Genomic DNA, 25293 nt, shown 5'->3' on the forward strand with positions numbered 1-25293 from the left:
GTGTCCCCCGCCGTCGGTGTGGCGGCGGCGGGGGAGGGCGGTCAGTAGCCGAGGGTGCCCAGGTCGGGCTGCTGCCAGCCGCCCTGCGGCACGTCGCCGCGGTACGGCCCGCCTACTACCGGCGGCACGAAGGTCTCCTTGACCGTGCGGACGTTGACCCACCGGATCAGGTTGAAGATCGAGCCCGCCTTGTCGTTGGTGCCCGAGGCCCTGGCCCCGCCGAAGGGCTGCTGCCCGACGACCGCCCCGGTGGGCTTGTCGTTGACGTAGAAGTTGCCCGCCGCGAAGCGCAGCCGCTCCGTGGCGGCCTCGACGGCGTAGCGGTCCTCGGCCATGATCGACCCCGTCAGCGCGTACGGGCTCACGCTCTCCATCTGGTCGAGCACGGTGTCGTACGCGGCGTCGTCGTAGACGTGGACCGCGAGGATCGGGCCGAAGTACTCCTTCACGAAGACCTCGTCGGCCGGGTCGGCGCACTCCAGCACCGCCGGCCGCACGAAGTAGCCGGTCGAGTCGTCGTACGAGCCGGTCAGGACCTCGATCGAGTCCGTCGAGCGGGCCCGGTCGATCGCCTCCCGGTGCTTGGCGAACGCCCGCGCGTCGATCACGGCGCCCATGAACGTGGACAGGTCGCCCGACACGTCGCCGACGGTGAGCGACTCGGCGGCCGAGACGAAGTCGTCGCGCATGCGCGCCCACAGCGAGCGCGGCACGTACGCCCGGGACGCCGCCGAGCACTTCTGGCCCTGGTATTCGAACGCCCCCCGCAGCAGCGCGGTCGCCAGCGCGCCGGGCTCCGCGGAGGGGTGGGCGAGGACGAAGTCCTTGCCGCCCGTCTCGCCGACGATCCGGGGGTAGCCGCGGTAGCCCGCGATGTTCTCCCCGACCGTGCGCCACAGGTGCTGGAAGGTGGCCGTCGAGCCGGTGAAGTGGATCCCGGCCAGCTCCGGATGCGGCAGCGCGACATCGGAGACGGCCGCGCCGTTGCCCGTGACCATGTTGATCACACCGGGCGGCAGCCCGGCCGCCTCCAGCAGCCGCATCGTGAAGTGCGCGGAGAACTGCTGCGTCGGCGACGGCTTCCACACCACCACGTTGCCCATCAGCGCCGCCGCGGCCGGCAGGTTGGCCGCGATGGAGGTGAAGTTGAACGGCGTGATCGCCAGGACGAAGCCCTCCAGCGGGCGGTACTCCAACCGGTTCCACACGCCCGGCGACGACTGCGGCTGCTCGGCGAGCAGCCGGCGGGCGTAGGAGACGTTGAACCGGAAGAAGTCGATCAGCTCGCAGGCGGCGTCGATCTCGGCCTGCTGCGCCGACTTCGACTGGCCGAGGATGGTCGCCGCGTTCAACGTGGCCCGCCAGGGGCCGCTCAGCAGTTCGGCGGCCCGCAGGAAGACCGCGGCCCGCTCCTCGAACGGCAGGGCCCGCCAGCGCGGCGCGGCCTCCAGCGCCGCGTCCACCGCCGCCCGGACGTCGGCCGCGGTCGCGTCGGCCGTACGGCCGAGCACGGCGGCGTGGTTGTGCGGCTGCACGACGTCGATCGGGGCGCCGCCGGCCATGCGCCGCTCGCCGCCGATCGTCATCGTGAGGTCGAGGGACGACCCGGCCAGCTCCTTGATCCGGGTCTCCAGGGCCGCGCGCTCGGCGCTGCCGGGCCCGTATCCGTGCACCGGCTCGTTCGCCGGCACCGGGACGTCGGTGATCGAATCCATCATCCACCCCTCAGAGCGCGAAGGAAGAAGGCGACGTTGGCCGGGCGCTCGGCGAGGCGGCGCATGAAGTAGCCGTACCAGTCGTCGCCGTAGGGAACGTAGACGCGCACCCGCGACCCGGCCGCGGCCAGCGCCGCCTGCCTGTCGGCCCGGATGCCGTAGAGCATCTGGAACTCGTAGTCGCCGGGGCCGCGCCCGGCGCTCACCGCGAGCGACTCGGCGATCGCCATCAGCCGGTCGTCGTGCGTGGCCACCATGGGATAACCGCTGCCCGCCATGAGCACCCGCAGGCACCGCACGTATGCGCGGTCCACGTCGGCCCTGCGCTGGTGGGCCACGGAGGCGGGCTCGGCGTAGGCGCCCTTCACCAGGCGCACCCGCGACCCGGCGAGGTCGCGGCAGTCGGCCTCGCTGCGGAACAGGTAGGCCTGGATCGCGACGCCCGTCTCCGGGAAGTCCTCCCGCAGCGCGCGCAGCGCGCCGAGCGTCGCGTCGACGGTGGCGTGGTCCTCCATGTCCAGGGTGACGGTGGAGCCGCACTCCCGGGCCGCGGCGCAGATCTGCCGCGCGTTCTCCAGGGCCAGGCCGGGGTCGAGGGCCTGCCCGACGGCCGACAGCTTGACCGACGCCTCGGCCCGGTCGCCGAGGCCGAGCGGCCGCAGCGCCTCCAGCAGCGAGACGTACGCCTTGGCGGCGGCGACGGCGGCCCCGGAGTCGCGGACCTCCTCGCCCAGATGGTCGATGGTGACGGAGAGCCCCGAGCCGGTCAGGCGCCGCGCCGTCTCGACGGCGTCGGCGGCGGACTCTCCCGCCACGAAGCGGTCGACGACCTTGCGCGTGAGCGGGAAGCCCGACACCGCCCGGCGGGCGAGCGGGCTGCGTGAGCCCGCGAGAAGCAGGGAACCGAGCATGGTCACAGGCTAAATCCGCACGTCACCAAAGTTCCACGGACATCCGCCACAGCATTTTTGGACAAATGCACAACAATGTCAGTATGCAAGACATCGTCGATGAGATCTCCCGGCTGCTCGGCGCCTCGGTGACGCTCGAGGACCGATCGTTCAACCTCCTGGCGTACGGCGCGCAGAGCGGGGACATCGACAGCGTCCGGCAGGAGTCGATCCTGCGCAGGCGCGCGTCCGACGAGGTGCGGGCCCACTTCGAGGCGTACGGCATCGCCACCGCGACCGGGCCGGTGCGGATCCCCGGGCTGCCCGGTGTGCTCGGCCGGGTGTGCGTGCCGCTGCGGCACGACGGGGTGACGTACGGATACCTGTGGGCGCTTGAGTCGGGAGAGCTCACCGACGAGCGGCTGGCCGCCGCCTGGCCCCTGGTCGGCCGGGTGGCCGCGTTGCTGGCCGCGCAGGCCCGCGGCCGGTACGCCCCGCTGCGCCAGTTCTTCTCCGCCGACCCGGCGGCCCGCGCCGCCGCCGGGGTGGTGGCCGACGGTCCGGTGACGGCCGTCGCGGTCCGGACTCCGGCGCAGGAGGCGGCCCTGCCGCCCACCCTGCCGCGGACGCTGCCCCGCGGCGTGCTCGCCGACCCCGACGTGACCGATCCCGGACCAAGTGCGCCCGGACCAGGCCGGCTGGGATCGGGTGGGCCGGAGACGGGCGGGGCGGGAACGGGCGAACCCGGGCCGTCCGCGCCAGGCTCAGGCGTGTCAGGGTCGGCTGGGCCGGAGACGGGTGACAGGGGGCCGGCCGCGCCGGGGTTGGGCGTGCAGGGGGTGGGCGGGGGGATCCTCGCGATCCTCGCGCCGGCCGCGCAGGCGGCCCGGGTCGCGGGGCTGCTGCACGGCCTGTACGGCCTCGCCGCCGGGATCGGCGGCCCCCGAGACGACCCCCGCGACGCCTGGGAGAGCTGGCGCGAGGCGCTGCTGGCCCTGCGGGTGGCCGAACACGCCGAGCGGCACGCCCCGGTCGCCGACTGGGCCACGCTCGGCGTCTACCGGCTGCTGGTCCGGCTGTCCCCGCGCGACCTCGCCGGTCTCGCCGCAGAGTCGGCCGCCCTCACGCCCCGGATCGCGGCGAGCGTCGAGGCGTACCTCGACCACGCGGGCCACGCCGGTGAGACGGCCGCGGCGCTCGGCGTGCACCGGCAGACGCTGTACTACCGGCTCGACAAGGCGGGCCACCTCACCGGGCTCGACCTGGCCGACGGGGAGGACCGCCTGCTGCTCCACCTGTCCCTGAAGGCGGCAGCCCTCCTCGGCGGCGCCTGACCCGCCCGCACCGCGCACGGGCGGTGCGGCGGTCAGCGCCGGGTGGTCAGCGCTGCGCGGCCCGGTAGACGCGCAGCCAGTCGACGAACAGGGTCCCGTCACAGGTCGCCGAGCCCTCGCAGACGTTGCGCAGCGACAGGCCCATGCGCTGGGCGGGGACGCGTCCGGTGTAGTCCCAGACGCGGGCGCCGTCCAGCCAGACGCTCACCCGGTCGGGCAGCCAGTCGACGGCGACCGTGTGCCAGCGCGTGAAGTCGGCCCGCAGCGCGCCGTGGGTGCGGTCCCCGCTCTCCGAACTCACGAAGGCGTTCGCCGCCTGCCGGTCCGGGTCGCCGATCGCGGCCAGGCCGATCTCCGCGCCGCCGCCGCTTCCCGGCCGCAACGACACCACGGGGGTGCCCGAGCCCTTGGAGGCACCCAGGCGGACCTCCCAGCGTCCGTACTGCTGGGTGAGTTTGCCGGTCAGGCCGGTCCCGCCGGTGAGGCGCAGCGTCCCGCCGCCGATGCCGCCCGCTCCGCGCGAACCGGTCGCCGTCCAACTGGTCGGGTCGAGCTGGTCGCCGAAGTCCTCGGTGAGGACCGGGCCGCTCCAGCCGGCCGCCGTGCCGTTCCCGGCGCTCCGGCTCCCGGTGCTCCCCGCCGGCCGATCGGTGATCACGGGGTTGCCGGGGACGTCCTGTGGCTGGACGATGTCCACCTGCCGGGGGCCGGTTTTGGCCGGCGCGGAGAGGCGCATCGGCGGATCGGTCTCCTCCCCGGTCTCGCCCGAGGTCTCGTCCGTGCTCTTGTTCGCGGACTTGCCGGTGCTCTTTCCGGTGCCGGTGCCGGTGCCGGTGCCGCTGTTCCGGGCGCCCGGCGCGGCCGAGGGCGGGGGCGTCGCCCGCTGGACGAGCGACGGGCGCGGCGCCGGCCCGGACGAGGGGGCGGGACCGGGCTTGGGGGCGCCGATGCCGACCGGCTCGTCCGTGATCTTCTCGGCGGCCGTCTCCGCGGTCTCGTCGCCGATTTCGTGTACGGAGCGTCCGTCGGCCTCCGCCGACACGGCGGAGGAGGTTCTGGAGGTGCCCTTGGAGGTTCTGTCGCCCGTGGACGCCTGGTCATCGGATTCGGCGTCGCCGGGGACGGAGGTCCGGGTCGCGCCCGCTCCGGCCGCGTTGGGCGCGGAGCCGGGAAGGTCGGGGGAGGAGGCGGGGGGCCGCACCGCGGACTCACCGCCCGCGTTGAACACCTTCGTGGAGTCCCCGCTCGAACATGCGGTGGCGGCGACGATGAGCATCGCCGCCGCCACGGCTGAACCAGGTCCATGAAGTGACATGAGCCGAGTTAACCACAGGAATTGACATTTATAACGAGGTGGAACTGGTAATGCCGCTTGTCGGTCAGGCGCACGTCTTCTCGTATACGCGGAGCAGTTCCATGCTGATGCGCTCGACCGAATAGCGGGAACGGGCGCGGTCGGCCGCCGCGTACCCGATGGCCGTGCGCAGCGTGGCGTCGCCGAGCAGGCGGCGGATGCGGTGGGCGATCTCCAGCGGGCGGTCGGGCCGGGTCAGGAACCCGGTCACGCCGTCCACCACCGAGTCGAGGTGGGCTCCGGACGCCGAGGCGATGACGGGGATGCCGCACGCCATGGCCTCCAGGGCCGCCGTGCCCGTGGGGACGGTCGGCGGCAGCGACAGCACCAGGTCGGCGCTCCGCATGAGCTTGGGCATCGCCGTGTGCGGGACCATGCCGAGCATCTGCACGCGGTCGGCCACGCCGTGCTCGCCCGCGACGGCCCGCAGCCGCTCGATGCTCGGGTCGTCGCCGCCGGCGATCACCAGTTCGGCCTCGGGCACGGCCCGCAGAGCGTGCACCGCGTACTCCGCTCCCACGTGACCCACGTGCAGCAGGCGGGGCCGCTCACCCCGGGGGAAGGCCGGGCCCTGGCGGCGGAAGCGCTCGATGTCGATGCCGTGGGGGACGACCGAGATGTTGCGGCGGGGCACGCCCATCCGGATCAGCTCGGACTCCTCGTCGGCGCAGGCGGCGATGACGGCCCTGGCCCGGCGGCCGATCGCGCACTCCAGCCGGCGCACCGGCGCGGGGGTCCGGCTCTCGTCGTAGTGGCTGTGGAAGGTCTGGGTGACCGGCACGTCCAGGCCCTCAGAGCCCGCGATCGCGGCCAGGCCGCTCGACCACGAGTACGCGTGGATGATGTCCGGCCGGTGCTCCCTCCACCGCTGGGCCAGCCCGGCGCTGAAGTCGGGGATGTAGGGAAGGAGGTCGCTCTCCGACAGCTCCACGTCGGGCCCGGCGGGCACGTGCTCGACGCCGTCGCCCTTCGTCTTCGACCGCGTGTAGACGGTCACCCGGTGGCCCCTGGCCAGCTCACGCGCGATGGCGGGCGTGTCGGGCGTAAGTTCGTGCGCGGAGACGATCGCGATATCCATGGCACACCTCAAGACAGGAAGGCGCTTGAAAAGGTGTGCCTGCGTCCTAGGCACGATCGATGTAGATGATGTTTACCTTACTCCGATTCGCGCTAAACACCTAATCGGGAAAAATCATGCGATCCCCCGTGCCGAGGGGGCGTCCCGCCTCAGCGAGATCGGCGCAGCGTGAGCACGGTGATCTCGTCGACGGCGTGCGTGCCGCAGAAGCCCCGGTGGTCCTCCTCGATCGCCTTGACGACCGTGCTCGGCGGCTGGCCGGCGCAGCGGGCGAGGACCTCGGTGAGCCGATCCTCGCCGTAGTTGTCCCCGGCGGGGCTCTGCGAGCCCACCAGGCCGTCGCTGTAGAGCACCAGTGTCTCGCCGGCCGACAGCGTGAGGTCCTCGGTCGCGGGCACCGAGCCCTCCTCGAAGCCCAGCGGCACCCCGCCGCCCTCGGAGAAGCGGACGCCGCCGCCCTGCTGGACCAGCGCGGCCGGGTGGTGGCCCGCGGAGGCCAGCCGTACCTTCCGGCCCCGCACGAAGCCCGCCGCGGCCATCACGAACATGCCCGTGTTCTGCGCGACGAGCGCGTCGCTGACCTTCCGCAGCGCCTCTCCGGGGTCGTCCTCCCACACGCTCAGCACGCGCAGCCCGTTGCGGACCATCGCGGTCACTGACGCCGCCTCCTCACCGCGCCCGGCCGAGCTCCCGACGACGAAGCCCCAGCCGTTCTTGACCGGGAACACGTCGTAGAACTCGCCGCCGATCGCCCGCATGCCGGAGCCGGGGTGGTAGACCGCCGCGATCTCGAAGCCGGGGATGTCGGGCAGCGTCCGGGGGAGCACCCCGGTCTGCAACGTGTCGGCGGCCTGCGAGCGGCGCTGGAAGCCCTGCTGCGCCCGCATCGCCAGGCCGAGGTGCAGACCGGCCTCCTCCATCAGGCCGAGGTCGGCGAGGCCGAACGGAGGCCGCTCGCGCAGGCGCACCAGCGTGAGCACCCCGCGCACCTCCTCCTCGGTCCGGATCGGCACGCTGAGCAGGGAGCCCGCCCGCATCGCCTGCAGAACGCCGGCGCCGAGCAGCGAGTCGTCGCTCAGCATCTCGTGGACGACGCCGCTGTGAGTGGTCAGCACCTGCCCGACGACCGGCGCCGCGGCGGGCGGAGCCTCCTCGACCGTCCGCTGCAGCCGGCCGACCGGCTGGTCGCTCGGCCCGATGACGACCGACCTGACCGGCTCGCCGTCCCTGGAGACGTCCGCGATCACCCAGTCGGCCGTCTCCGTGGCCAGCAGCCGCGCCGCGCGCAGCAGGGCGACCGGCTCGCGCAGGCTCTCCTCGTCGAGCAGCAGCCGGGTGAGCCGCGACAGCAGTTCGTGCCGCCGGGCCGCCGCGAGAAGGTCCGTGTCGTCGGGGACGTCCGCCTCCGCCGCCGGCTCCGGAAGCTGGACCTCCACCGGCAGCACGACCCCGGCGAGCATCTCCTGCGGCTCGCCCGGCATCCGCAGGCGGCTCAGCACCAGCCGTACGTTGTGGGCGCGGCCCTGGTGCGCCAGACGGGTCGGGAACGAGACGCTGTCCTCGCCGTGCAGCACGGCGGCGAGGCGCTGGCGGAACGCCGCGCGGGCGGCCACGTCGACGAGGAGCGGGAAGGCGCGGCCGATGAGGTAGCCGGCCGGGCTGCCGAGCAGGCGGGTGGTCTCGTTGTTGATGCGGCGCACGGTGCCGCCCGTGTCCATGATGATCACGGGGATCGGCAGCGCGCGGAACACCTGGCGCAGCAGCTTCTGCTCGCGCTGACTGCCGCCGTCCCTGCGCCTGCGGCTGCGCGTCACCTCGGCCACGGCCTTGCGCAGCAGTTCCTCGGCGGTGTCCAGCTCGCGTAGCATCGCGGCCGGGTCGGGATCGTCCCGCAGCGTGGCGATGCGGTCGGCGAGCCCGCTCAGCGCGCGCTCGAGCTCGGCGGTGTCGGGCAAGCTGCCCCCCTCTCTCGACGTAGACGCTACGCCAAACAACGGGTCTAATCGATCCGGCCTGGATTAACCCCGAACCTATGGGAATGGTCTTTCTACCATGGAGACAACGTCCATCCTCGCGCGTGACCTCGCGGCGCTCGGCCGTGTGACGGAAGGCACGTCCGCCGAGGGCGTCCTGCGCGGGATCACCGAAGCGGTGGCCCGGGGCGTCCCCGGCTGCGCGGGCGGCACCGCCGAGCTCTGGATGGAGGAGCGGGTGCTGCTCGCGGCCTCCCACAGCGAGCTCACCGCGCTCATCGACCGCGAGCGCGACCTGCGGGAGGGTCCGTCCAGGGAGGCGCTGACGAGCGGGCGCCCGGTGTCGATCCCGGACGTGATGCGCGAGTCGCGCTGGTCCCGCTACGCCGCCACCGCCGTACGGCACGGCGTGCGCTCGGTCCTGGTCGTGCCCATCGCGGTCGACAGCGCCGTCGCCATCATCGGCCTGTACGGCGTGCGTCCCGGCGTCTTCACCGCCGGGGGCTCGCTGATGGCCCTGCTGCGCGAGCAGGTGACGGTGGCGCTGGCCAACATCTGGGAGTTCGACGACGTGCTGACCGGCGCGGCGCAGATGCAGGAGGCGCTGGCAGGCCGTTCGGTGATCGACCAGGCCAAGGGGATCATCATGTCGAAGAGCGGCTGCTCCGCCGAGGAGGCGTTCGAGGAGCTCCGGCGGGTGTCCCAGCATCACCAGGTGAAGGTGGCCGACCTGGCCCGGCTCCTGGTCACCGAGCACCAGCAGAAGCACGGGGGAGCGGCGCCGGAGTGATCACGTGTCCCGACGGTCGCACGCACGGCCCAGAGGGCTCAGGCGGCGAACGCGGCCAGGGCCTCGTCGAGGGTGTCGAACAGCGGCAGCCGCTGGGACAGGCCCGTCACCCACATCACCTTGGAGTTCGGGTACTGCACGGAGACCAGCGCGAAGTTGCCGCCGGCGGTGGTGGAGCGCTGCCAGTGATGGACGATGAGGCCGAGCGCCCGGGAGTCCATGAACGTGACTTTGCCCAGGTCGAGGATCATGTCGGGGCCGTGGTCGTCCGCCGCCGCGTCCAGGAAGTCCGAGAACTGATCACGTGTGGTGGCGTCGAGGACACCGTTCACGTGGATCACCACGATGTCTCCCGCCATGCTCGACGACAGGGACAGCAATCCGTTGTTCGACACCTCGCGCCTCCTCTGCCGCAACATTACTGGGGCCGGAGGGGTGGTGAAACTCCCGAGTTTGCGGCAATATACTGAAGCAGAGGTCCAGCAGAGGGCCTCGTCTCGATACTGTAGCGAGGCGTGCCTTCTGCCTGGTCACCCCAGCCGCGTAGGCGCCCTCGCGAGAAAAAATACGAGGGGACTGCGCAGATGGCTGCCGAGGTCCGTGCAGAGACCGCCAGCAATCCGACCGCCGAAGAGCTCCTGGACGAGCTCACCCGGGACGACGTGTCCGAGGTCCGGCGGGAACGCCTCCGTGAAATGATCGTCGAAATGCACCGTCCGATGGCGAGGGACATCGCCCGGCGGTACCTCAACCGGGGCGAGCCGATGGAGGACCTCCTTCAGGCCGCGTACGTCGGCCTGATGAAGGCCATCAACGGCTTCGACCCCACCCTGGGTCACAGCTTCCGCGGGTACGCCATGGTCACCATGACGGGTGAGGTCAAGCGGCACTTCCGCGACCGCACCTGGGCCGTCCGGGTGCCCCGCCTCTACCAGGAGCGCCGCGCCGAGCTGAACCGGCACGTCGCCGACATGACCCAGGAACTCGGCCGGTTCCCCACCGTCGCCGAGCTCGCCAAGAAGATGGGCCTGTCCGAGGAGGACATGCTCCTCACCATGGACGCCTCCGCGGCGTACAGCACCCTTTCGCTGGACGCGCCGATCGGCGCGGACGACGACGCCGCCGCGCTCGGCGACGTGATCCCCGAAGAGGACGACGCGCTCGACACCCTGGTGGACAAGGAAGCGCTGAAGCCTCTCATCGACCTTCTCCCCGAGCGGGAGAAGAACATCCTCCTGCTGCGGTTCTACGGCAACATGACGCAGGCCGAGATCGCGGCGGAGTTCGGCATATCGCAGATGCACGTGTCGCGGATCCTCCGCAAGACCCTCGACCAGCTTCGGGCGGAGCTTGTCGCGGGATGAGGAGATCGCGACGATACCCGGGGCACCGTCTGTGTTCAGGCGGTGCTCCGAGGTATCTTCGTCCTGCCCACAGCCCACAGGTCCTGAGATAGCCCGATTGGCGGCGGGAGGCGTGTACCGCGTGAAAGATGACGGCGTTCCCGCGCACGTCACCGGAGCGGCGAGGGAGCGTACCTTCTCCTTAGCCGATCTTCCTGATCTGCGGGAGTTCGCCGCCGCCGAGGCGCAGCGCCGTGGTATGCCCGAAGACGCGCTGGGCGATTTCCTCGTGGCGCTCAACGAGGTCGCCACGAACGCGGTCACACACGGGTCGACGAAGGCCCGGCTGGGATTGTGGCGCGAGGGGCCGGCCCTGGTGGTGGCGGTCCACGACGACGGCCGCGAGTGGCGTCCGCCGGCCGTGCCCGGCCACGACCCGCCACCCGAGAACGCCACCAGCGGCATGGGCCTCTGGGTGGCCCGCCTGCTGAGCGACGACCTCCGTGTCACCGCCGGACCCGGCGGGAGCACCGTGGTGATGCGTTTCCTCCTGGAGTGAGGGTAAGGGTCGGCCATGGCTGTCCCACGGATTCTGATCGTCGGCGGCGGATACGTCGGCATGTACACCGCACTGCGCCTGCAGCGCAAGCTCCGCCGTGGCGAGGCGCTCGTCACCGTCGCGGACCTCGACTCCTACATGACCTACCAGCCCTTCCTGCCGGAGGCCGCGGCCGGCAACATCGAGGCCCGGCACGTCGTCGTCCCGCTCCGGCGGGTGCTGAACCGGTGCCAGATCCTCAGCGGACGGATCACCCAGGTGCGGCTGGCCGACCGTAAGGCGGAGTTCGAGCCGCACGAGGGGCCCGCCCTCACCATCGCGTACGACTACGTGGTCATGGCGCCCGGATCGATCTCGCGGCTCCTGCCGGTGCCCGGCCTGGCCGACAACGGCATCGGGTTCAAGACCATCGAAGAGGCCATCGCGCTGCGCAACCACGTGCTCGGCAGGCTCGACGTGGCCGCCTCCACACCCGACCCCGAGGTCCGGCGCAGGGCGCTGACCTTCGTCTTCGTCGGCGGGGGATACGCCGGGGTGGAGGCACTGGCGGAGCTGGAGGACATGGCCGCCGACGCCTGCAAGTACTTCGACGGGCTCAGCCGCGCCGACATGCGCTGGGTGCTCGTGGAGGCGACCGACCGCATCCTGCCCGAGGTGGGGCCGGACATGGGCCGGTGGACGGCCCAGCAGTTGCGTGAGCGGGGGATCGAGGTCCGGATGGGGACGATGCTGAAGTCGGCCGAGGGCCGCCACATCGTGCTCAGCGACGGTGACGAGTTCGACACCGACACCCTCGTCTGGACCGCCGGCGTCAAGCCGCACCCGCTCGTCCGCGCCGGGGACCTGCCGGTCGACGAGAAGGGGCGGGTCAGGGTCGATGCCGGGATGCGCGTGCACGGGACCGACTTCGCCTTCGCCGCCGGAGACTGCGCCGCCGTTCCCGACCTCACCCGGCCGGGGGAGTTCTGCCCGCCGAACGCCCAGCACGCCGTACGGCAGGCCAGGACGCTGGCCGACAACGTGCTGGCGACGCTGCGCGGGCAGCCCCGGAGGCCGTACCGGCACAAGTACGCGGGGTCGGTGGCGAGCCTGGGGCTCTACAAGGGCGTCGCGCAGATCTACGGCCGGGAGCTCCGGGGGTTCCCCGCGTGGTTCATGCACCGCACCTATCACCTGACGCGGATGCCGACCTTCAACAAGAAGACCCGGATCCTCATGGACTGGACGCTCGGGTTGTTCTTCCCCAGGGAGATCGTGTCACTGGGGGCCATCGAGGAGCCGCGCAAGGAGTTCACCCTGTCGGCCCGCTCCTGAGCTACCCCGTCTTCGGCGCATCCGGGGCGCATCGTGCGCTCATGCCGGTGCTGTGGCGGGGCGATGCCGTCGGCATACCAGCGCCGAACTGGCCTTCCCTACGGTAGAGGTCATCCCTGGTGAGCGGCTTCGGCCCCCTGGAAGGCGAGGAGTAGCCATGCCCGAGGCGAACGACAACCCGAGCACCGAGCCGGAGATCACGGGAGAGGAGGCCCCCGAGGTCGTCGCGCACTCCGACGAGGAGTCCGAGGACAATCCTCTCTGCATCTCGATCAACATCGAGGTCCACTAGGTCTTGGCCGGCCGTGCCGGACGGGCGCGGCCGGACATCCTCCCGCGCCCCGGCGCCCGGAACGTCGCCTGGGCACGTCTCGCCGGCCCGGTCCCAGGAAGGACCGGGTGTCCTCGTCGTCCCCGCTTGGAGGATGCAGTGATCGAAGGGAGCAACCGCGAGGACGAGGCGCCTCCGCGGCTGATCCGGGGCGAGCGCGGCTGGTGGTTGCTGGGGCCGGGCGGCGTCGCCCGGCTCGGGGACGCGCATCTGACCCCGGCGGGCGCGCTGCGCCCGGACGTCGAGCGCGGGCTCCGCGAGCAGGGGCTGTTCACCGTACGGCCCAGCCGCAGCTACTCCCTCACCGTGCTGACGGCCACCGCGTGCAACCTGGGGTGTGCCTACTGCTTCCAGAACCTGGACCAGGACGACGGCGGCACCAGCCCGCCGCGCATCGCCTCGGTCCGGCTGACCTCCGGCGTCATCGCCGAGATCCTCACGTTCGTGGGGCGGCGGCAGGCGGAGTCGGGGATGGACGGCCTCCTCCTCACGATCTTCGGGGGAGAGCCGCTGATGAACCCGCGGGGCTGCCGTGAGCTGCTCGAACGCGCCGCCGGCTACGGGCTGCGCCGCGCGGGCATGGTCTCCAACGGAACGCTGCTGACGCCGCGGCTGGCCCGGCAGCTCGCCGACCTGGGGTTGCGGTACGTACAGGTGACCTTCGACGGCGACCGGCCCGACCACGACCGGATCCGGGTGCGCAGAACGGGCGGCGGTACGTTCGACGCCATCGTGGGCGCCATGGCCGCCATGACGGAGACCACCTCGATCAGATGCGACCTGCGGGTCAACGTCTCCCCGCAGAACGTGGCCGGAATCGACGCGCTGGTCGAGCGGCTGGCCGCCGCGCTGGACCCCTCCCGGTGCACCATCCACTTCGCCCGCGTCGGCGACGCCGGCGTCGGCTACGAGGACACGCTGGCATACTCCGACGATCTGGCGGACCGGTTCATCCGCTGGCAGCGCCGCGCGCTCGACCTCGGCTTCGCGGTGCCCCGTCCCCGCGTACGGCGGCCCTGCAACGCGTGCTCCTACCGGGACGGCAAGTACGGGGCGGTCGTCAACCCCGACGGAGCGCTGTACAGCTCCTGGACCACCGCCGGCAGACCCGAGTTGCGGGTGGGCACGGCCCGTGACGGCTACCTGCCCCGCGAGCGGACCGACGACCGATGGTTCACCTGCGAGGACACGTACGGGCGGTCGGGGGACAGGCGGGAGGAGGCGCGGTTCCGTGACCGGGTGGACGCGGCGCACCTCGACCACCTCAGCGCGACCGGCCGGCTGCGGGCATGATCGAGGGCCGCACCGGGGAGTATCCCGCCGCTCCCCGGGAGGACCGGTCCGAGGTGTTCCACGGCCACGTGGTGGTCGACCCGTACCGCTGGCTGGAGGACTCCGGCGACGAGCGGACCCGCGCGTGGACCGCGGCCCAGGACGCGCTGTTCGACGCGGAGCGGGCCGCGTGGCCGCACCTGGAGAAGTGGCGGATCGCACTGGCCCGCCTGTACGCGTTCCCGCAGTCGTCGGCGCCCCGGCACCGCGGGGACCGCGTCTTCTTCACCCACCGGGAGCCCGGCGCGGAACACCCCGTGCTGCTGGTCGCCGGACACGGCGCCGTACGGCCCCTGGTGGACCCGCTCTCCCTCGACCCGAGCGGGCGGACGGTGCTGGAGGCGTGGCATCCCTCCGTCGAGGGTGACCTGCTCGCCTTCCAGGTGTCCGCCGACGGCCTGGAGGACTGCGTGCTCCGGGTGATCGACGTCGCCACCGGCGCCCTGGTGGACGGCCCCCTCGACCGGGTGCGGCGGACCCCGGTCGCCTGGCTGCCGGGCGGCCGGGCCTACTACTACGTGCGCCGCCTGGATCCCCGGCTCAATCCGGGGGAGGAGCGCTATCACCGGCGCGTCTACCTGCACCGGGTGGGCGCGGACCCGGACGACGACGTCCTCGTCTTCGGCGAGGGCCGGGAGAAGACGAGCTTCTACACCGTCGCCGTCACACCGGACGGCCGCTGGCTGAGCGTCTCGTCCACCCTCGGCACCCGTCCCGCGACCGATCTGTGGCTCGCCGACCTGGCCGATCCGGCGGACGTGGACGGCCCGGCAGGCGTGGACGGTTTGGCCGGTGCCGCCGACCGGCCCCGGCTGCGCGCCGTGCGGACGGGCACGCCCGCCCGCAGCAGGCTTCACATCGCCCCGGGCACGGCGCCCGGCGACCCGATCTGGCTGCGTACGGATCTGGACGCCCCCCGGGGACGGATCGTGGTGACCACCGTCGCAGACACCGTCGCTGACGTCACCGACACCGGCGCGGAACGGTGGCGCATGCTCATCCCGGAGCGGCCGGACGCGGTGCTGGAGGACTTCGCGCCGCTGCGCGACCCGGCGCTGCCGCGTCCGCTCGCGCTGGTCTCCTGGACCCGCCACGCCGTGTCCGAGATCACCCTGCACGATCTCGCCGACGGCCGGGAACTGGCCGGGGTGCCGCTGCCGGGCAGGGGCACCATCGGCCGGTTCGCCACGCGGCCCGAGGGCGGGCACGAGGTCTGGTTCGGCTACCACGACCACGTCACGCCGCCGAGGGTGCTGCGCTACGACGCGCGTACGGGGACGCTGGAAACCTGGCCGTGTCCGGCGGCCCCCGCCACGGCACCTCCGTCGCGGAGGCTCGGCACGTCTCGGCCGCCGGGTGTCTCCCCGGCGTCCGTCCTGTCTTCTCCCGCCACCTTTTCCCTGGCGCCGGAGCCGGGCTCGGTGACGACCACGCAGGTCGCCTTCCCGTCCCGGGACGGCACCACGGTGCGGATGTTCGTCCTCTCGCCGTACGGCGTGCCGGACCGCCGGCGCCCGGCGATCCTCACCGGGTACGGCGGCTTCGGCACCTCCATGACCCCCGTCTACACGCCGCAGGCGCTGGCCTGGGTCCGGGCCGGCGGGGTCTACGCGATCGCGTGCCTGCGCGGCGGGGGAGAGGAAGGCGAGGAGTGGCACCGCGCCGGGATGGGCCCGCGCAAGCAGAACGTCTTCGACGACTTCGACGCCGCCACCGACCTGCTGATCGGCCGGGGCTGGACCGCCCCCGACCGCCTCGGCGTCCTGGGGGAGTCCAACGGGGGGCTGCTCGCCGCCGCGGCGCTCACCCAGCACCCGGACAAGTACGCCGCGGTCGTCTGCGTCGCGCCGCTGCTGGACATGCTGTCCTACGAGCGGCTGGGCATGGGCCCGAGCTGGCGGGCGGAGTACGGCAGCGTGCGCGACCCCCAGGAGTTCCGCGCGCTGCTGGCCTACTCGCCCTACCACCGGGTGCGCACGGGCCTGCCGTACCCGCCGGTGCTGTTCGCCGTCGCCGACGGCGACACCCGGGTGGACCCGGGCCACTCGCGCAAGATGTGCGCCCTGCTGCAGCACGCGTCGTCCGGCCCGGGCCCCGTGCTGCACCGGCTGGACCGGGGCGTCGGCCACGGCGCCAGGTCCGAGTCGCTGAAGCTCTCGCTGCTCGCCGACGTCGTCGCCTTCCTCGCGCGGCACTGCGGCCTCGACCCGGTGGGTCTGTCGTGAACGTCCTCCTCTGCCCGCTGAGTGACGCCGGCTACCTCTACCCCGCCCTCGCCGTCGGCAGGGAGCTTCGCCGGCGCGGGCACGCCGTCTTCCCTCTCGTCCGGCCCGGGGCGGCCGGCGTCGTGGGCGAGGCGGGCTTCGCCGCGCTGGACGCGCACGAGTACGGCGGAGTCCGCGCCTTCTCGGCCGCCTGGTGGGGCGAGACCGGCGCCGTCCAGTACCGGGCTGCGGCCCGCGCGGCCCGGGAGGTCCGGGCCGACGCGCTGGTCACCTCGATCCTGTGCCACGGCGCGCTCCTCGCCGCCGACGCGCTCGACCTGCCGGTGGTGGTGCTGGGCTTCGCGGCGCACCTGTGGCCGTACGGCCGCGGTGGCGAGGGGGAGCGGCACGGACGCGCCGTCCTGCGGGAGCTGCGGCTGCTGGAGATGCTGCGCCTCTACGGCGTCGCGCGGGAGCAGGCCGGGCTGCCGCCCCGCCGGGACCGGCGGCGGGACCTTCCGCTGATCGGGTCGGGCCTGCTGCTCCGCGGCGACCCGGCGCTGGAGTATCCGGGGGCGGAGCTGCCGGAGGGTGTGCGCCACGTGGGGCCGTGCGCGTGGGAGCCCCCCGCCGACCCGGCCGCGCTGCACCGGCTGGCCGGGCGGGTGCGCCGGATCGGCAAACCCGTCGTGTACGTGCATCTGGGCCGGGTGTTCGGGGGGGAGAGCATGTGGCCCCGGCTGAACGCGACGTTCACCGGCGGCCCGTTCCAGGCCGTGGTCGAGCGGGGCCGTTCCGGTGAGCCGCGGCCCGCCCCGGGAGCGGACGTCGTCGTGATGCGCGAACCCTGGATGGGCCCCCTGATCGAGCTGTCGGATCTGGTGCTGACGAACGGCACCTCGTCGCCGGTCCTGGCCGCGCTCATGCGGGGAAAACCCCTGGCCGTCGCGCCGATCGGCTCGGAGCAGCCACTGCTGTCCGAGGCGTGCGTACGGGCCGGGGTGGCGGTCGGGTTTCCCCCGGGCCCGGGCCCGGCGGGCGAGGGTGTCGCGGCGCTCGGCACCGCGTACGCCGGCGGGCTGGGCGAGCGGGTGCGGGAGCTCGGCGCGCGCCTGAACACCTCCGGCGGCGCCGCCGCTGCCGCCGACGCGGTGGTCGCCGCCGCCTCGTCGGCGCGGGCGGCCGCGCACGACGGCCGGCCGGTCGAGGCCGTCACGGCCACGGTGCCGGACGGGCCGCTGCGGACTGATATCGGTGCCGCGCCTTCCGGTGCGGCCCTCGCTGGTGCCGCGTCACCCGCACACGTGACGGTCCCGGGCGATGCGTGGACTTCCGCCTCCGCCGCGCCCGCCGACATCGGAGCGGACAGAGGTGGGTCATGAGCGAAGCCGTGCCCCTGCGGCGCAACATGCGGTTCCAGTTCCTCTGGCTGGGCTCGGTGACGTCGGAGCTGGGCTCCTCGCTGACCGGGCTCGCCCTGCCGCTGCTGATCCTGGCCGTCACCGGCTCCGCCGCGCTGGCCGGGCTCGCCGCCGCCTGCCGCATCACCGCCGGGATCCTCGTCTCGCTCCCCGCGGGAGTGTGGGTCGACCGGTGGGACAGACGCCGGATCCTGCTGTGCGGTGAGGGGGCGCGTGCCGTGGCCATGGCCACCCTCGTGGCGGCGGTCCTCGCCGACCGGGTGACGATGGGGCACGTGATCGCCGTGGCCGTGACCAACGGGGTCGCGGACGCGTTCTTCCGGCCCGCCCGCGACGCGGCGATCCGCGCGGTCGTCCCCGCGAGCCAGCTCATGTCGGCGTACGCGCAGGACGAGGCGCGCGGCCACGCGACGGTCCTCGCGGGGCCACCGCTCGGCGGATTCCTGTTCGGCCTGGGCCGGGTCGTCCCGTTCGCCGTGGACGCGGTCACCTACGCGGTCTCTATGGTGTTCGTGCTGCTGGCCAGGGTCCCGCGACGGCCCGCGAACGTTGAGAACTCCGGCAGGACCCGGATGCGGGCGGACATCGCGGAGGCGGCCCGCTGGCTGTGGCACCGGCCCGCGCTGCGGGCCGGCCTGGCCTTCTCCCTGGTCGCCAACCTCGCGGCCAACGCGCTGCTGCTGCCGGTGGTCGTGCTGGTCGGCTCTCGCGGCGGGGACCCCGCGGTGACCGGCATGGTTCTCGCGGGCCTGGGGCTGGGCGGTCTGCTCGGAGCGGCCCTGTCGGCGAAGATCGGCGCGCTCCTGCCGCCCGGCAGGCTGATGCTGGCGGTGGTCGGCGTGTTCGCGCTCGCCGTGTGCGCGACGACCCTCCCGTTCGGCGCCTACTGGCCCGCGGTCCCGCTCATCCTGGCGATGATCGCGGCCCCGGCGCTCAACGTGGTTCTGCGCGTGCTCGTGGCGACGCTCGTGCCGGACGCGATGATGGGCCGGCTGACCTCGCTGCTCCGGGTGGCGACCATGGGCCTGGCCCCCCTCGGGCCGTTGCTGGGCGGTGTCCTCGCGGACCGTGCCGGCGGCGTCGGCGCGCTGCTCGCGATCGGCGGCTCGCTCGCCCTGTGCTGCGTCCTGGCCGCGACGAGTGCCACGCTGCGCGGGCTCGAAGGTGCCCCTGAGGCGGCCATGCCGGTCGAGGCGATGCCCACGGAGGCGGCATAGGCACGCTGGGGCGGGACCGGGAACTCGTCGGGGCCTCGCGGGAGCGTCTCCCGCGATGCCCCGACGAGTTCTTCAGTGGGGAATCACCGGGTCAGCGGCGGACGCGTCCGCCGCGCCAGCTGCCGCGGTTGACGCCCGCGGTGCCGACGCCGGCCTGGTGCAGGGCGAGCAGGCACAGGCCGAGGGCGATCAGCGCGGTCATGCCGATGCCGATACTCGCGTTGAGGAGGTCGAGGAGGAAGGCGATCCCGAAGACGATCGCCGCGGCGATGGCGAGCATTGTTACCTCACTTCCGGGTCAACTGGGCAAGTAACGTGCGGTACTCGTGCAGGGCCAGGCGCAGCGCCTCGGTGTCGCCCCGCTCGTTGTCCTTCCACTGGCCGAGCAGTGCCTCACGGCGGGAGGTGAAGGCCGACAGGGCCTCCTCCACCAGCGCGTCCGCCTGCTCGACCGACTGACGGGGATCGTCGACGAACCCCGACTTGATCTCACGCCACCGGCCTTCCAGCGCGTCGTCCAGAACGGCCCCCGTGCCCGGGGCGTTCGTGGTCGCGGCCGGGTAGGCCACCGGCCCGTCGAGGGTTCCGGCGGTGTCCGGGGTGGTGGCGTACGCGCTGTCCTGGGTGGCGGGGTAGGCCACCGGCCCGTCGGCGGCGGTGTCCGCGGACGTCACGGCGTTCCGGTCCGCGTCGGGGGTGGTCACATCGTCGCCGACACCGTGGTGCACGTCGTCGTGGCTCCGCCGGTCTTCGTAGGCGCCGGCCGCGTCGTCGCCGTCGGCGGTGGAGTAGCCGGCGGGCTCGTACCCGGCCGAGGCGCCTGTCTGGGCGTCGCCGGTCCGGTCGCCCGCGACGAGGACGTCGCCCTCGACGCCGTCCCGGCGGGAGCCGCGGCGCGAGTCATGAAGCGAGCCATGCGGCGACTCTTCGGACGACGTGAGGACGTCGTCGCCCGCCTGGTCGTGCGCGTTCCGGAAGCGGTTGTCGGCGCGGTCCGTTTCGTCCCTGTCCGCATAGTTCGTGTAGTCAGGGTCGTCGCCGGTGCCCCGCACGGTGCCGTCGCCGTACGCGGCGTCGTCGGTGGTGTCGTCGGTGGTGTCCTGGACCGCGCCGTCCCGGTAGCCGGCGACGTACGCGTCGCTGGGCGCGTAGACCGGGCCGGGACCCTCGTGCTCGTCCCGTCTGGCGTCATCGAGAGCCCGCTCGCGGCGAGCCTGCTCCTCCAGGGGTTCGGAGGTCTCGGGAGTCGGCTGCTCGGTGACCTCGTCGCGCTGGTCGTATCGGTTCGTCCGCATGGTCATCGCCCCGCATTCCGCACGTCGGCCCGGTGGCCGTTCACCGGGACGCCGTCGTGGTCGTCGTACTCGTCGGTCGTGTAGGCGGTGCCGTTCCGCGCGGCGCCGTCCGCGTCCACATGGCCGTTGGCGCGGCTGTCGACGTGGCCGTTCGTGTGGCTGTTCACGTGGCCGTCGACGGGAGCGTCGGTGCCGTCGCCGAGAAGCTCCTGGAACAGCGCCCGGTAGTGGACCATCGCCTGACGGAGCTCTTCGGTGGTGGCGTCCTGGCGGGCGGCCCGGCTGCTGATCTCGTGGGCGTTGCGGTAGTGGTCCAGAGTGGTCGCGTGGGCCACCGACAGGTCGCTCAGCCGCTGCTCGAAGTCGTCCGTCGGGTAGCCGCGCGCCGCCATGACCGCGGTGACCAGGGCGTCCGCCTCGGTGACGGCGAACCCGGGAGCGTCGACGAAGTGCTCCTGCACGTCGGTCCACTTCCGCGAGTACTCGTCCCGGGTGTGCGGGTCGAGCGGGCGGATGTCCAGCTCGGCGTGGCGCTCCTCGCGGGCGCGCAGCTCCTGCTCGGCCTCCTTGCGGCTGTCGCTCTCCCGTACGGCCCGGTCGTATTCGGGGCCGAACCGGTCCTGCAGGTGGCGCCGGCGGTTGCGCACGGACACCAGGTAGCCGACTGCCAGGATCACCAGCACGGCGACGATCGCGACGGCCACCCATGCTACGGCGGTCATATCTGCCTCCAGGGGTGAGTGCGTTGTTCATCCGCACTGCCCGGGAATACGCGCTTCACGCATTGCGTAATCGCGGATTCTGCGGGTAAAGGGCCGTTGACCAGCAGAGGAGGTTGCCATGGGCTTCGGGGCCAGTCTCGCCTTCATCGCGGTCGGCGCGGTTCTCGCGTTCGCCGTCAAATGGGACGTTCCTGGAATCGACCTGCAGATGATCGGGTGGATTCTCATGCTCGTGGGCATCGCCGGCATGGTGCTCACCAGTCGCTACACCCGCCGGCCGCGGGTGGCGGAGGAGACGGTGGAGACCATCGAGCCGGACACGATGTACACCGTGGATCCGGCGGCCGAGCCGCACACCCACGTGCGCGAGACCGAGACGCACAGCACCGTCCACCCGGGGGAGCGCCGCGTGCACGTGCGCGAGGAGACCACGCCCCTTCCGCGCGACGGCGTCTGAGCCTGGGCGAGCCGGGACGCGTCCATGGACAGGTGAACGTCACCGGTCCCTTGGCGCGGCCTGGCCTGCGCCTCCCGGGCCAGGCGGGTCGCTCAGCGGGCCTGGCCCCTCGCTTCCTGGGCCTGCTCGGTGGCTCGGCGGGCTTCGCCGAGGACCCGGGCGATGTGGGAGTCGGCTCCGGCGGGCACCTCGTGGAAACCCCGCTCGGGGTCGTAGGCGATGTCGAGTCCGTTGTCGACCAGCCGGGTGGCCCACCGTACGGCGGTGTTGAGTTTGTCCGCAGGGATCCGGCGGCCCTGGGCCACGGCGGAAAGATTCCGCAGGTTGGTCGCCGGGCCGCTTTGGCTGTGCTCACGCCTGAGCGTCCACGGCAGGGCGCGTCTGTGGTCTGTCATGCGCTTCGACAGCCCCGCTGCCCGCTTCGCCTGCAGGATGCCGGACTCCGTCACGCCGAAGTGGTCGGCGAGGCGTGCGTTCGTCCATCCCTCAGCGGCCAGCCGTGCGAGCTCCTCCTGGTCGATGCGCGTCTTCCTCCCCATGATCACCAGCCTAGGTGGACCCGGCCGGTCATGTACGCACACCGCCGGAAACTGCGCTAAGGTTTGCATGTGCTCGGGGAGGCCAGGGCAACGGGACGTAGCGCAGCTTGGTAGCGCACTTGACTGGGGGTCAAGGGGTCGTGGGTTCGAATCCCGCCGTCCCGACACTGTTCTAGCAGGTCGGAGCCGTGATCACGCGAGAGTGATCACGGCTTTTCTGTTTCTCGTTGCTCGTTTGTTGCTCGGACGAGCCGTCAGTTGCTGGCACGTCGCTGCCCGCCATTGCCGCAGGCTGTCGCGTGTTCCGGCTCACTGACGTCAGCGCGGGACGCGAATGGGCAAACGGGTAGCTCACAACTAGGGCATTTTGATCTACGACGTAAAGGCGTTCGCTTTTCGGGCTCACCCGAGCATCCGGGCGAAGGCGTCAGGAGTCACGATGGGAATCCCATATACGCGGGCCTTACGTGCCTTGCCCGACAGGGTGTCCGGATCGGCGGCGACCAGGAGGCTGACCTTCTTGGTCACGCTGGGGTGCGGGAGGTAGCCAGCCTGACGGGCTCGTTGCTCCCATGCTTCACGGCCGTCGTCCATCTCGCCGGTGAAGACAACGAGAGCGCCCGGCGGCAGTTCGAACCGGGTCGTCAGGGCGCCGGGAGTCCCGGCCGCATCGGTCAGGGCGTCCTCGACGGCCCTGAGCGGCAGATGGAGCGAGGTGGCGACGAGGTCGAGCTCCTGGCGCTCGGCCTCAGTCACCACGCCGTCGGCCAGGGCGGCCCGGGCGATCGCGGTGAGATAGTCACGGTGCAGCCGGTCCAGGTCGGCTCGATACAGTCCCAGCGTGGTTGCAAGATCGACAAGAGCATCAGCCTCCGCAGCGGAGATGCGGCGATCCAGAAGCACCTGGTCGAGCAGGGCGAGATAAGAGTCGGCCTGAGTGGGCTGAGCTGCCTGGGGGAGGCGGTCCAGGATGCGGGCGAGGAAGTGGGTATCCCGCTCGGCGGAGACACCCCTACGTACCCACACCGCATCGGTCCCGCTGACGGAGGGCCAGGTGACGTCCGCCGCGGCCTTGAGCGCCGCCGGCCAGGGAGAGTCCGGGTGGCACAGTTCGAGGTAGCGGCGTAAGAGTTGCGCGGCCGCATGGGCGTCGATGAGGGCGTCGTGGTGCCCGTCGAGCTGAATGTCAGCAACGGCGCAGCAGCCGGCCAGGTTGCGTGGCGCACCCGGCAGGAAACGTCGAGCCTCCGCCATCGTGCACACTCCAACGTCATGCAGACGCGGGGACTCAACACCGATACGGGCGAACTCGTACTGAAGGAAGCTCGCGTCGAACAGAAGGTTATGCGCTACCGGTACCCGGCCCTGCAACAGGGCGACGGCTGCACCGGCAATCTCCTTGAACGTGGGAGCGTGGCGGACGTCGGACGCGGTGATGCCATGAATGTGCTGGGGTCCCAGGTCCCGTTCTGGATTGACCAGAGTGGTCCATTCGCCGGTCACCTGCCCATCGAAGGCGACATGGACGATACCGATCTCAATAATCCGATCGTGCCATGAAGGCCTGAGGCCCGTGGTTTCGACGTCGATCACCGCATAACCGGTGGGCCCGCTAGCCATATGCGTCCTCCTGCATCCATGTCCCACCTGCAACATTGCACGCCAGGGCGACGCGCGCGGCCCGATAGCCGGAACGTAATTATCCTGTGACGTCACAGAACTAAAACCTGCCTGTGTTGCCGACCGTCCGGTTTCTTGAGTCACTACTCGCAGCTACAAGCTGCATGGCCGTCCAAGCGCGAGTGGGACTGGCCCGTGTCACCGGGGGTTCAGTTAGTGGTGCTCGATCCGTGCTATTCGACTTCGGAGTCTCCGCACGGTTTTGGTTACGCGAGTTATCGGATGACCTGCTAGTGCCGTCGAAGTCGATGGGACCGCCTCAGGACGCTGCCAGCCGATCACGCCCGCCCATCTCGCGGGAGAACCGGTCGCCCAGGGTCTTCATATGGTGCTGTTTCCAGTTGGCTGCAAAAGTGGAAACGGGAAACAACGATACCGACCTTGTCCGGGCGGCTGCTGCCGTCGCAGATTTGTGGGGCCGGCTGTTCGGCCTGGAAGTGCGGAGGTTCACACAGTGCGGCAGCCGATCCATTTCGGACAGGAGCTTCGGAGGTTGCGAATTGCCTCCAATTTCACGCTGACCGATCTCGCGAATCGGGTCCATTACAGCAAGGGTCAGCTCAGCAAGGTGGAACGAGGGCTCAAGGCGCCGAGTCGAGACCTCGTCCGCCTCTGCGACGCCGCGCTCAACGCCGGGGGTGCCCTGGTCAGGCTCGCGCCGGCGATCCAGGCCAAGGTGGCTGAGCCACAGGCAACGGAGGGCGCCGACGAGGAGGTGTGGCTGATGCGGTTATCCGCGGATGGGCAAAACTGGTTCCAGCCGATGGGCCGACGGCAGGTCCTCGCCGTCGGGGCGGTGTCCATCGCTGGCATGAGCATTGGCGGCACCGAGACCGGCTCGAGGGCCGGGAGTGTGGAACTGCTGAGGGTTTCTCGGTCGCTGTTCGACCAGTACCGCCAACTGGGACAGGTGACCAATCCGGCGGTTGTGCTTCCCGCACTCATCTCGCAGACGCACATGCTCAGGGAAGCCGCCGTCACCGCCGATTCGGTCACACGTCAGGGCCTGCTCAGACTGGGCTCGCGATACGCCGAGTACGTCGGTTGGCTCGTACAGGAGACGGGCAATGAGCAGGGCGCGTTGTGGTGGACCCGGAGGGCGGTCGAACTGGCCGCGGCCGGTGGCGACCGGCATCTGGCGGCGTATGCGCTGGTGCGGCGCGCACTGGTCACCCTCTACCGGGAGGATGCCGCGCAGACCATAGGTCTGGCCCAGCAGGCACAGGACGATCAGGTTCCGCCGCGCATCCGGGGTCTGGCTGCGCAGCGGGAGGCTCAGGGGCACGCGATCAACGGCGACTACGACGCCTGCATGCGCGGTCTGGATCGTGCCAGGACGCTGTTGACGCCACGGCTCGAGGATGGTGACGGGCCGGTCATCGGCACGACAAACCTGTCCGATCCGGTGGCCATGATCACCGGTTGGTGCCTTCACGATCTGGGGCGTCCTCGCGAGGCCGCCGAGATCCTCGACCGAGAGCTCGCGCGGGTAGCGTCTGAGGCCGTTCGTACCAAGGTCCGTTACGGGGTGCGCCGCGCTCTCGCCTATGCCGTCGCAGGTGAGGTGGACCACGCCTGCACCCTGACGCGTGACCTGCTGGGCGGCGCCATCACCGTGAGTTCCGCCACCATCGCCGCTGACCTCCGCTCGCTCGCCCGCGTCCTGGGCCGCCACCCGCGCAACGCTCAGGTGAGTGATCTGTCCCCTGAGCTCAGTACGGCGCTGCGCATCGTCACGCCTTAGA

At 71.9% G+C, this 25293-nt stretch carries 23 protein-coding genes and 1 tRNA gene; 13 read left to right on the forward strand and 11 right to left on the reverse strand.

The window, feature by feature from the left end:
* Positions 1-41: 41 nt before the first annotated feature.
* Positions 42-1715 carry an L-glutamate gamma-semialdehyde dehydrogenase gene (pruA, locus tag F5972_RS10615; RefSeq protein ID WP_150933251.1) on the reverse strand — a complete coding sequence of 558 codons (1674 nt, stop codon included), beginning with the start codon at positions 1713-1715 and terminating at the stop codon, positions 42-44.
* Positions 1715-2626: a proline dehydrogenase family protein gene (locus F5972_RS10620; protein ID WP_150933252.1), complete on the reverse strand. Its 912-nt coding sequence runs from the start codon at positions 2624-2626 to the stop codon at positions 1715-1717. The genes pruA and F5972_RS10620 overlap by 1 nt, the downstream gene beginning before the upstream one ends.
* 83 nt (positions 2627-2709) lie before the next feature.
* On the opposite strand from F5972_RS10620, the gene F5972_RS10625 reads away from it, so the two are divergent.
* Positions 2710-3939: a PucR family transcriptional regulator gene (locus F5972_RS10625; protein ID WP_150933254.1), complete on the forward strand. Its 1230-nt coding sequence runs from the start codon at positions 2710-2712 to the stop codon at positions 3937-3939.
* Between the two features lie 46 nt (positions 3940-3985).
* Here the strand turns inward: F5972_RS10625 and F5972_RS10630 are convergent, their stop codons facing one another.
* The 3 genes from F5972_RS10630 to F5972_RS10640 form a co-directional block, all read right to left on the reverse strand.
* The gene (locus F5972_RS10630) at positions 3986-5227 is read right to left on the reverse strand and encodes a glycoside hydrolase family 16 protein (RefSeq protein ID WP_225311327.1); all 1242 of its coding nucleotides are present in this window, start codon (positions 5225-5227) and stop codon (positions 3986-3988) included.
* Positions 5228-5318: 91 nt separating this feature from the next.
* Positions 5319-6371 carry a glycosyltransferase gene (locus tag F5972_RS10635; RefSeq protein ID WP_150933257.1) on the reverse strand — a complete coding sequence of 351 codons (1053 nt, stop codon included), beginning with the start codon at positions 6369-6371 and terminating at the stop codon, positions 5319-5321.
* Positions 6372-6520: 149 nt separating this feature from the next.
* On the reverse strand, positions 6521-8326 hold the full coding sequence (locus F5972_RS10640) for a SpoIIE family protein phosphatase (protein ID WP_225311328.1): 1806 nt from the start codon (positions 8324-8326) through the stop codon (positions 6521-6523).
* 97 nt (positions 8327-8423) lie between these two features.
* On the opposite strand from F5972_RS10640, the gene F5972_RS10645 reads away from it, so the two are divergent.
* Positions 8424-9134 carry a GAF and ANTAR domain-containing protein gene (locus tag F5972_RS10645; RefSeq protein ID WP_150933259.1) on the forward strand — a complete coding sequence of 237 codons (711 nt, stop codon included), beginning with the start codon at positions 8424-8426 and terminating at the stop codon, positions 9132-9134.
* Between the two features lie 38 nt (positions 9135-9172).
* Here F5972_RS10645 and F5972_RS10650 read toward each other — a convergent pair whose 3' ends face one another.
* Positions 9173-9529, reverse strand: a complete 357-nt coding sequence (locus tag F5972_RS10650) for an STAS domain-containing protein (RefSeq protein ID WP_225311329.1) — start codon at positions 9527-9529, stop codon at positions 9173-9175.
* Positions 9530-9718: 189 nt separating this feature from the next.
* Here F5972_RS10650 and F5972_RS10655 point away from each other — a divergent pair, with 189 nt between their 5' ends.
* The 8 genes from F5972_RS10655 (at position 9719) to F5972_RS10685 (ending at position 18855) form a co-directional block, all read left to right on the forward strand.
* Positions 9719-10498, forward strand: coding sequence for a SigB/SigF/SigG family RNA polymerase sigma factor (locus tag F5972_RS10655; protein ID WP_150933264.1), 780 nt, complete (start codon positions 9719-9721; stop codon positions 10496-10498).
* 121 nt (positions 10499-10619) lie between these two features.
* Positions 10620-11036, forward strand: coding sequence for an ATP-binding protein (locus tag F5972_RS10660; protein WP_225311330.1), 417 nt, complete (start codon positions 10620-10622; stop codon positions 11034-11036).
* A 15-nt stretch (positions 11037-11051) separates the two neighbouring features.
* The gene (locus F5972_RS10665; protein WP_150933266.1) at positions 11052-12350 is read left to right on the forward strand and encodes an NAD(P)/FAD-dependent oxidoreductase; all 1299 of its coding nucleotides are present in this window, start codon (positions 11052-11054) and stop codon (positions 12348-12350) included.
* A 157-nt stretch (positions 12351-12507) separates the two neighbouring features.
* A complete protein-coding gene (locus F5972_RS38795) occupies positions 12508-12642 on the forward strand; it encodes a hypothetical protein (RefSeq protein ID WP_263641813.1) in 135 nt (44 codons plus the stop codon).
* A gap of 138 nt (positions 12643-12780) precedes the next feature.
* Complete coding sequence (locus F5972_RS10670; RefSeq protein ID WP_225311331.1) at positions 12781-13974, forward strand: radical SAM protein; 1194 nt, start codon at positions 12781-12783, stop codon at positions 13972-13974.
* Positions 13971-16238: a prolyl oligopeptidase family serine peptidase gene (locus F5972_RS10675; protein WP_150933268.1), complete on the forward strand. Its 2268-nt coding sequence runs from the start codon at positions 13971-13973 to the stop codon at positions 16236-16238. Before F5972_RS10670 ends, F5972_RS10675 begins: the two co-directional genes overlap by 4 nt.
* On the forward strand, positions 16235-17599 hold the full coding sequence (locus F5972_RS10680) for a glycosyltransferase (RefSeq protein ID WP_191910051.1): 1365 nt from the start codon (positions 16235-16237) through the stop codon (positions 17597-17599). Before F5972_RS10675 ends, F5972_RS10680 begins: the two co-directional genes overlap by 4 nt.
* Entirely contained in the window at positions 17596-18855 is a 1260-nt protein-coding gene (locus F5972_RS10685; RefSeq protein ID WP_150933270.1) for an MFS transporter, read from the forward strand. The genes F5972_RS10680 and F5972_RS10685 overlap by 4 nt, the downstream gene beginning before the upstream one ends.
* A gap of 91 nt (positions 18856-18946) precedes the next feature.
* On the opposite strand, the gene F5972_RS10690 is transcribed toward F5972_RS10685, so the two are convergent.
* Genes F5972_RS10690 through F5972_RS10695 form a run of 3 tightly spaced genes read right to left on the reverse strand, consistent with a single transcriptional unit; the run spans position 18947 to position 20872 of the window.
* Entirely contained in the window at positions 18947-19135 is a 189-nt protein-coding gene (locus tag F5972_RS10690) for a hypothetical protein (protein ID WP_150933272.1), read from the reverse strand.
* A gap of 7 nt (positions 19136-19142) precedes the next feature.
* The gene (locus F5972_RS37120) at positions 19143-20150 is read right to left on the reverse strand and encodes a hypothetical protein (protein WP_191910052.1); all 1008 of its coding nucleotides are present in this window, start codon (positions 20148-20150) and stop codon (positions 19143-19145) included.
* Positions 20151-20152: 2 nt separating this feature from the next.
* Complete coding sequence (locus F5972_RS10695; protein ID WP_225311332.1) at positions 20153-20872, reverse strand: hypothetical protein; 720 nt, start codon at positions 20870-20872, stop codon at positions 20153-20155.
* 118 nt (positions 20873-20990) lie between these two features.
* Between F5972_RS10695 and F5972_RS10700 the strand changes: the two genes are divergently transcribed.
* Entirely contained in the window at positions 20991-21329 is a 339-nt protein-coding gene (locus tag F5972_RS10700; RefSeq protein WP_150933273.1) for a DUF6458 family protein, read from the forward strand.
* 92 nt (positions 21330-21421) lie between these two features.
* Here the strand turns inward: F5972_RS10700 and F5972_RS10705 are convergent, their stop codons facing one another.
* Positions 21422-21868 (reverse strand): hypothetical protein, encoded by a 447-nt coding sequence (locus tag F5972_RS10705; RefSeq protein ID WP_150933275.1) that lies wholly within the window; start codon positions 21866-21868, stop codon positions 21422-21424.
* Positions 21869-21959: 91 nt separating this feature from the next.
* Between F5972_RS10705 and F5972_RS10710 the strand changes: the two genes are divergently transcribed.
* Positions 21960-22033 (forward strand) — tRNA-Pro (locus F5972_RS10710).
* A 237-nt stretch (positions 22034-22270) separates the two neighbouring features.
* Here F5972_RS10710 and F5972_RS10715 read toward each other — a convergent pair.
* Positions 22271-23461 carry a 3'-5' exonuclease gene (locus F5972_RS10715; RefSeq protein ID WP_263641814.1) on the reverse strand — a complete coding sequence of 397 codons (1191 nt, stop codon included), beginning with the start codon at positions 23459-23461 and terminating at the stop codon, positions 22271-22273.
* A 541-nt stretch (positions 23462-24002) separates the two neighbouring features.
* Between F5972_RS10715 and F5972_RS10720 the strand changes: the two genes are divergently transcribed.
* Complete coding sequence (locus F5972_RS10720; RefSeq protein WP_225311333.1) at positions 24003-25292, forward strand: helix-turn-helix domain-containing protein; 1290 nt, start codon at positions 24003-24005, stop codon at positions 25290-25292.
* Position 25293 lies beyond the last annotated feature (1 nt).

The sequence above is a fragment of the Microbispora cellulosiformans genome (genome assembly GCF_008728085.1).
In the GTDB taxonomy this organism is placed as follows: domain Bacteria; phylum Actinomycetota; class Actinomycetes; order Streptosporangiales; family Streptosporangiaceae; genus Microbispora; species Microbispora amethystogenes.

What these genes read in the sequence shown, in the direction of transcription:
- pruA (WP_150933251.1), bottom strand. Translation starts at nt 1,715, where the DNA reads ATGGATTCGATCACCGACGTCCCGGTGCCGGCGAACGAGCCGGTGCAC.
- F5972_RS10620 (WP_150933252.1), bottom strand. Translation starts at nt 2,626, where the DNA reads ATGCTCGGTTCCCTGCTTCTCGCGGGCTCACGCAGCCCGCTCGCCCGC.
- F5972_RS10625 (WP_150933254.1), top strand. Translation starts at nt 2,710, where the DNA reads ATGCAAGACATCGTCGATGAGATCTCCCGGCTGCTCGGCGCCTCGGTG.
- F5972_RS10635 (WP_150933257.1), bottom strand. Translation starts at nt 6,371, where the DNA reads ATGGATATCGCGATCGTCTCCGCGCACGAACTTACGCCCGACACGCCC.
- F5972_RS10645 (WP_150933259.1), top strand. Translation starts at nt 8,424, where the DNA reads ATGGAGACAACGTCCATCCTCGCGCGTGACCTCGCGGCGCTCGGCCGT.
- F5972_RS10655 (WP_150933264.1), top strand. Translation starts at nt 9,719, where the DNA reads ATGGCTGCCGAGGTCCGTGCAGAGACCGCCAGCAATCCGACCGCCGAA.
- F5972_RS10665 (WP_150933266.1), top strand. Translation starts at nt 11,052, where the DNA reads ATGGCTGTCCCACGGATTCTGATCGTCGGCGGCGGATACGTCGGCATG.
- F5972_RS38795 (WP_263641813.1), top strand. Translation starts at nt 12,508, where the DNA reads ATGCCCGAGGCGAACGACAACCCGAGCACCGAGCCGGAGATCACGGGA.
- F5972_RS10675 (WP_150933268.1), top strand. Translation starts at nt 13,971, where the DNA reads ATGATCGAGGGCCGCACCGGGGAGTATCCCGCCGCTCCCCGGGAGGAC.
- F5972_RS10685 (WP_150933270.1), top strand. Translation starts at nt 17,596, where the DNA reads ATGAGCGAAGCCGTGCCCCTGCGGCGCAACATGCGGTTCCAGTTCCTC.
- F5972_RS10690 (WP_150933272.1), bottom strand. Translation starts at nt 19,135, where the DNA reads ATGCTCGCCATCGCCGCGGCGATCGTCTTCGGGATCGCCTTCCTCCTC.
- F5972_RS37120 (WP_191910052.1), bottom strand. Translation starts at nt 20,150, where the DNA reads ATGCGGACGAACCGATACGACCAGCGCGACGAGGTCACCGAGCAGCCG.
- F5972_RS10695 (WP_225311332.1), bottom strand. Translation starts at nt 20,872, where the DNA reads ATGACCGCCGTAGCATGGGTGGCCGTCGCGATCGTCGCCGTGCTGGTG.
- F5972_RS10700 (WP_150933273.1), top strand. Translation starts at nt 20,991, where the DNA reads ATGGGCTTCGGGGCCAGTCTCGCCTTCATCGCGGTCGGCGCGGTTCTC.
- F5972_RS10705 (WP_150933275.1), bottom strand. Translation starts at nt 21,868, where the DNA reads ATGGGGAGGAAGACGCGCATCGACCAGGAGGAGCTCGCACGGCTGGCC.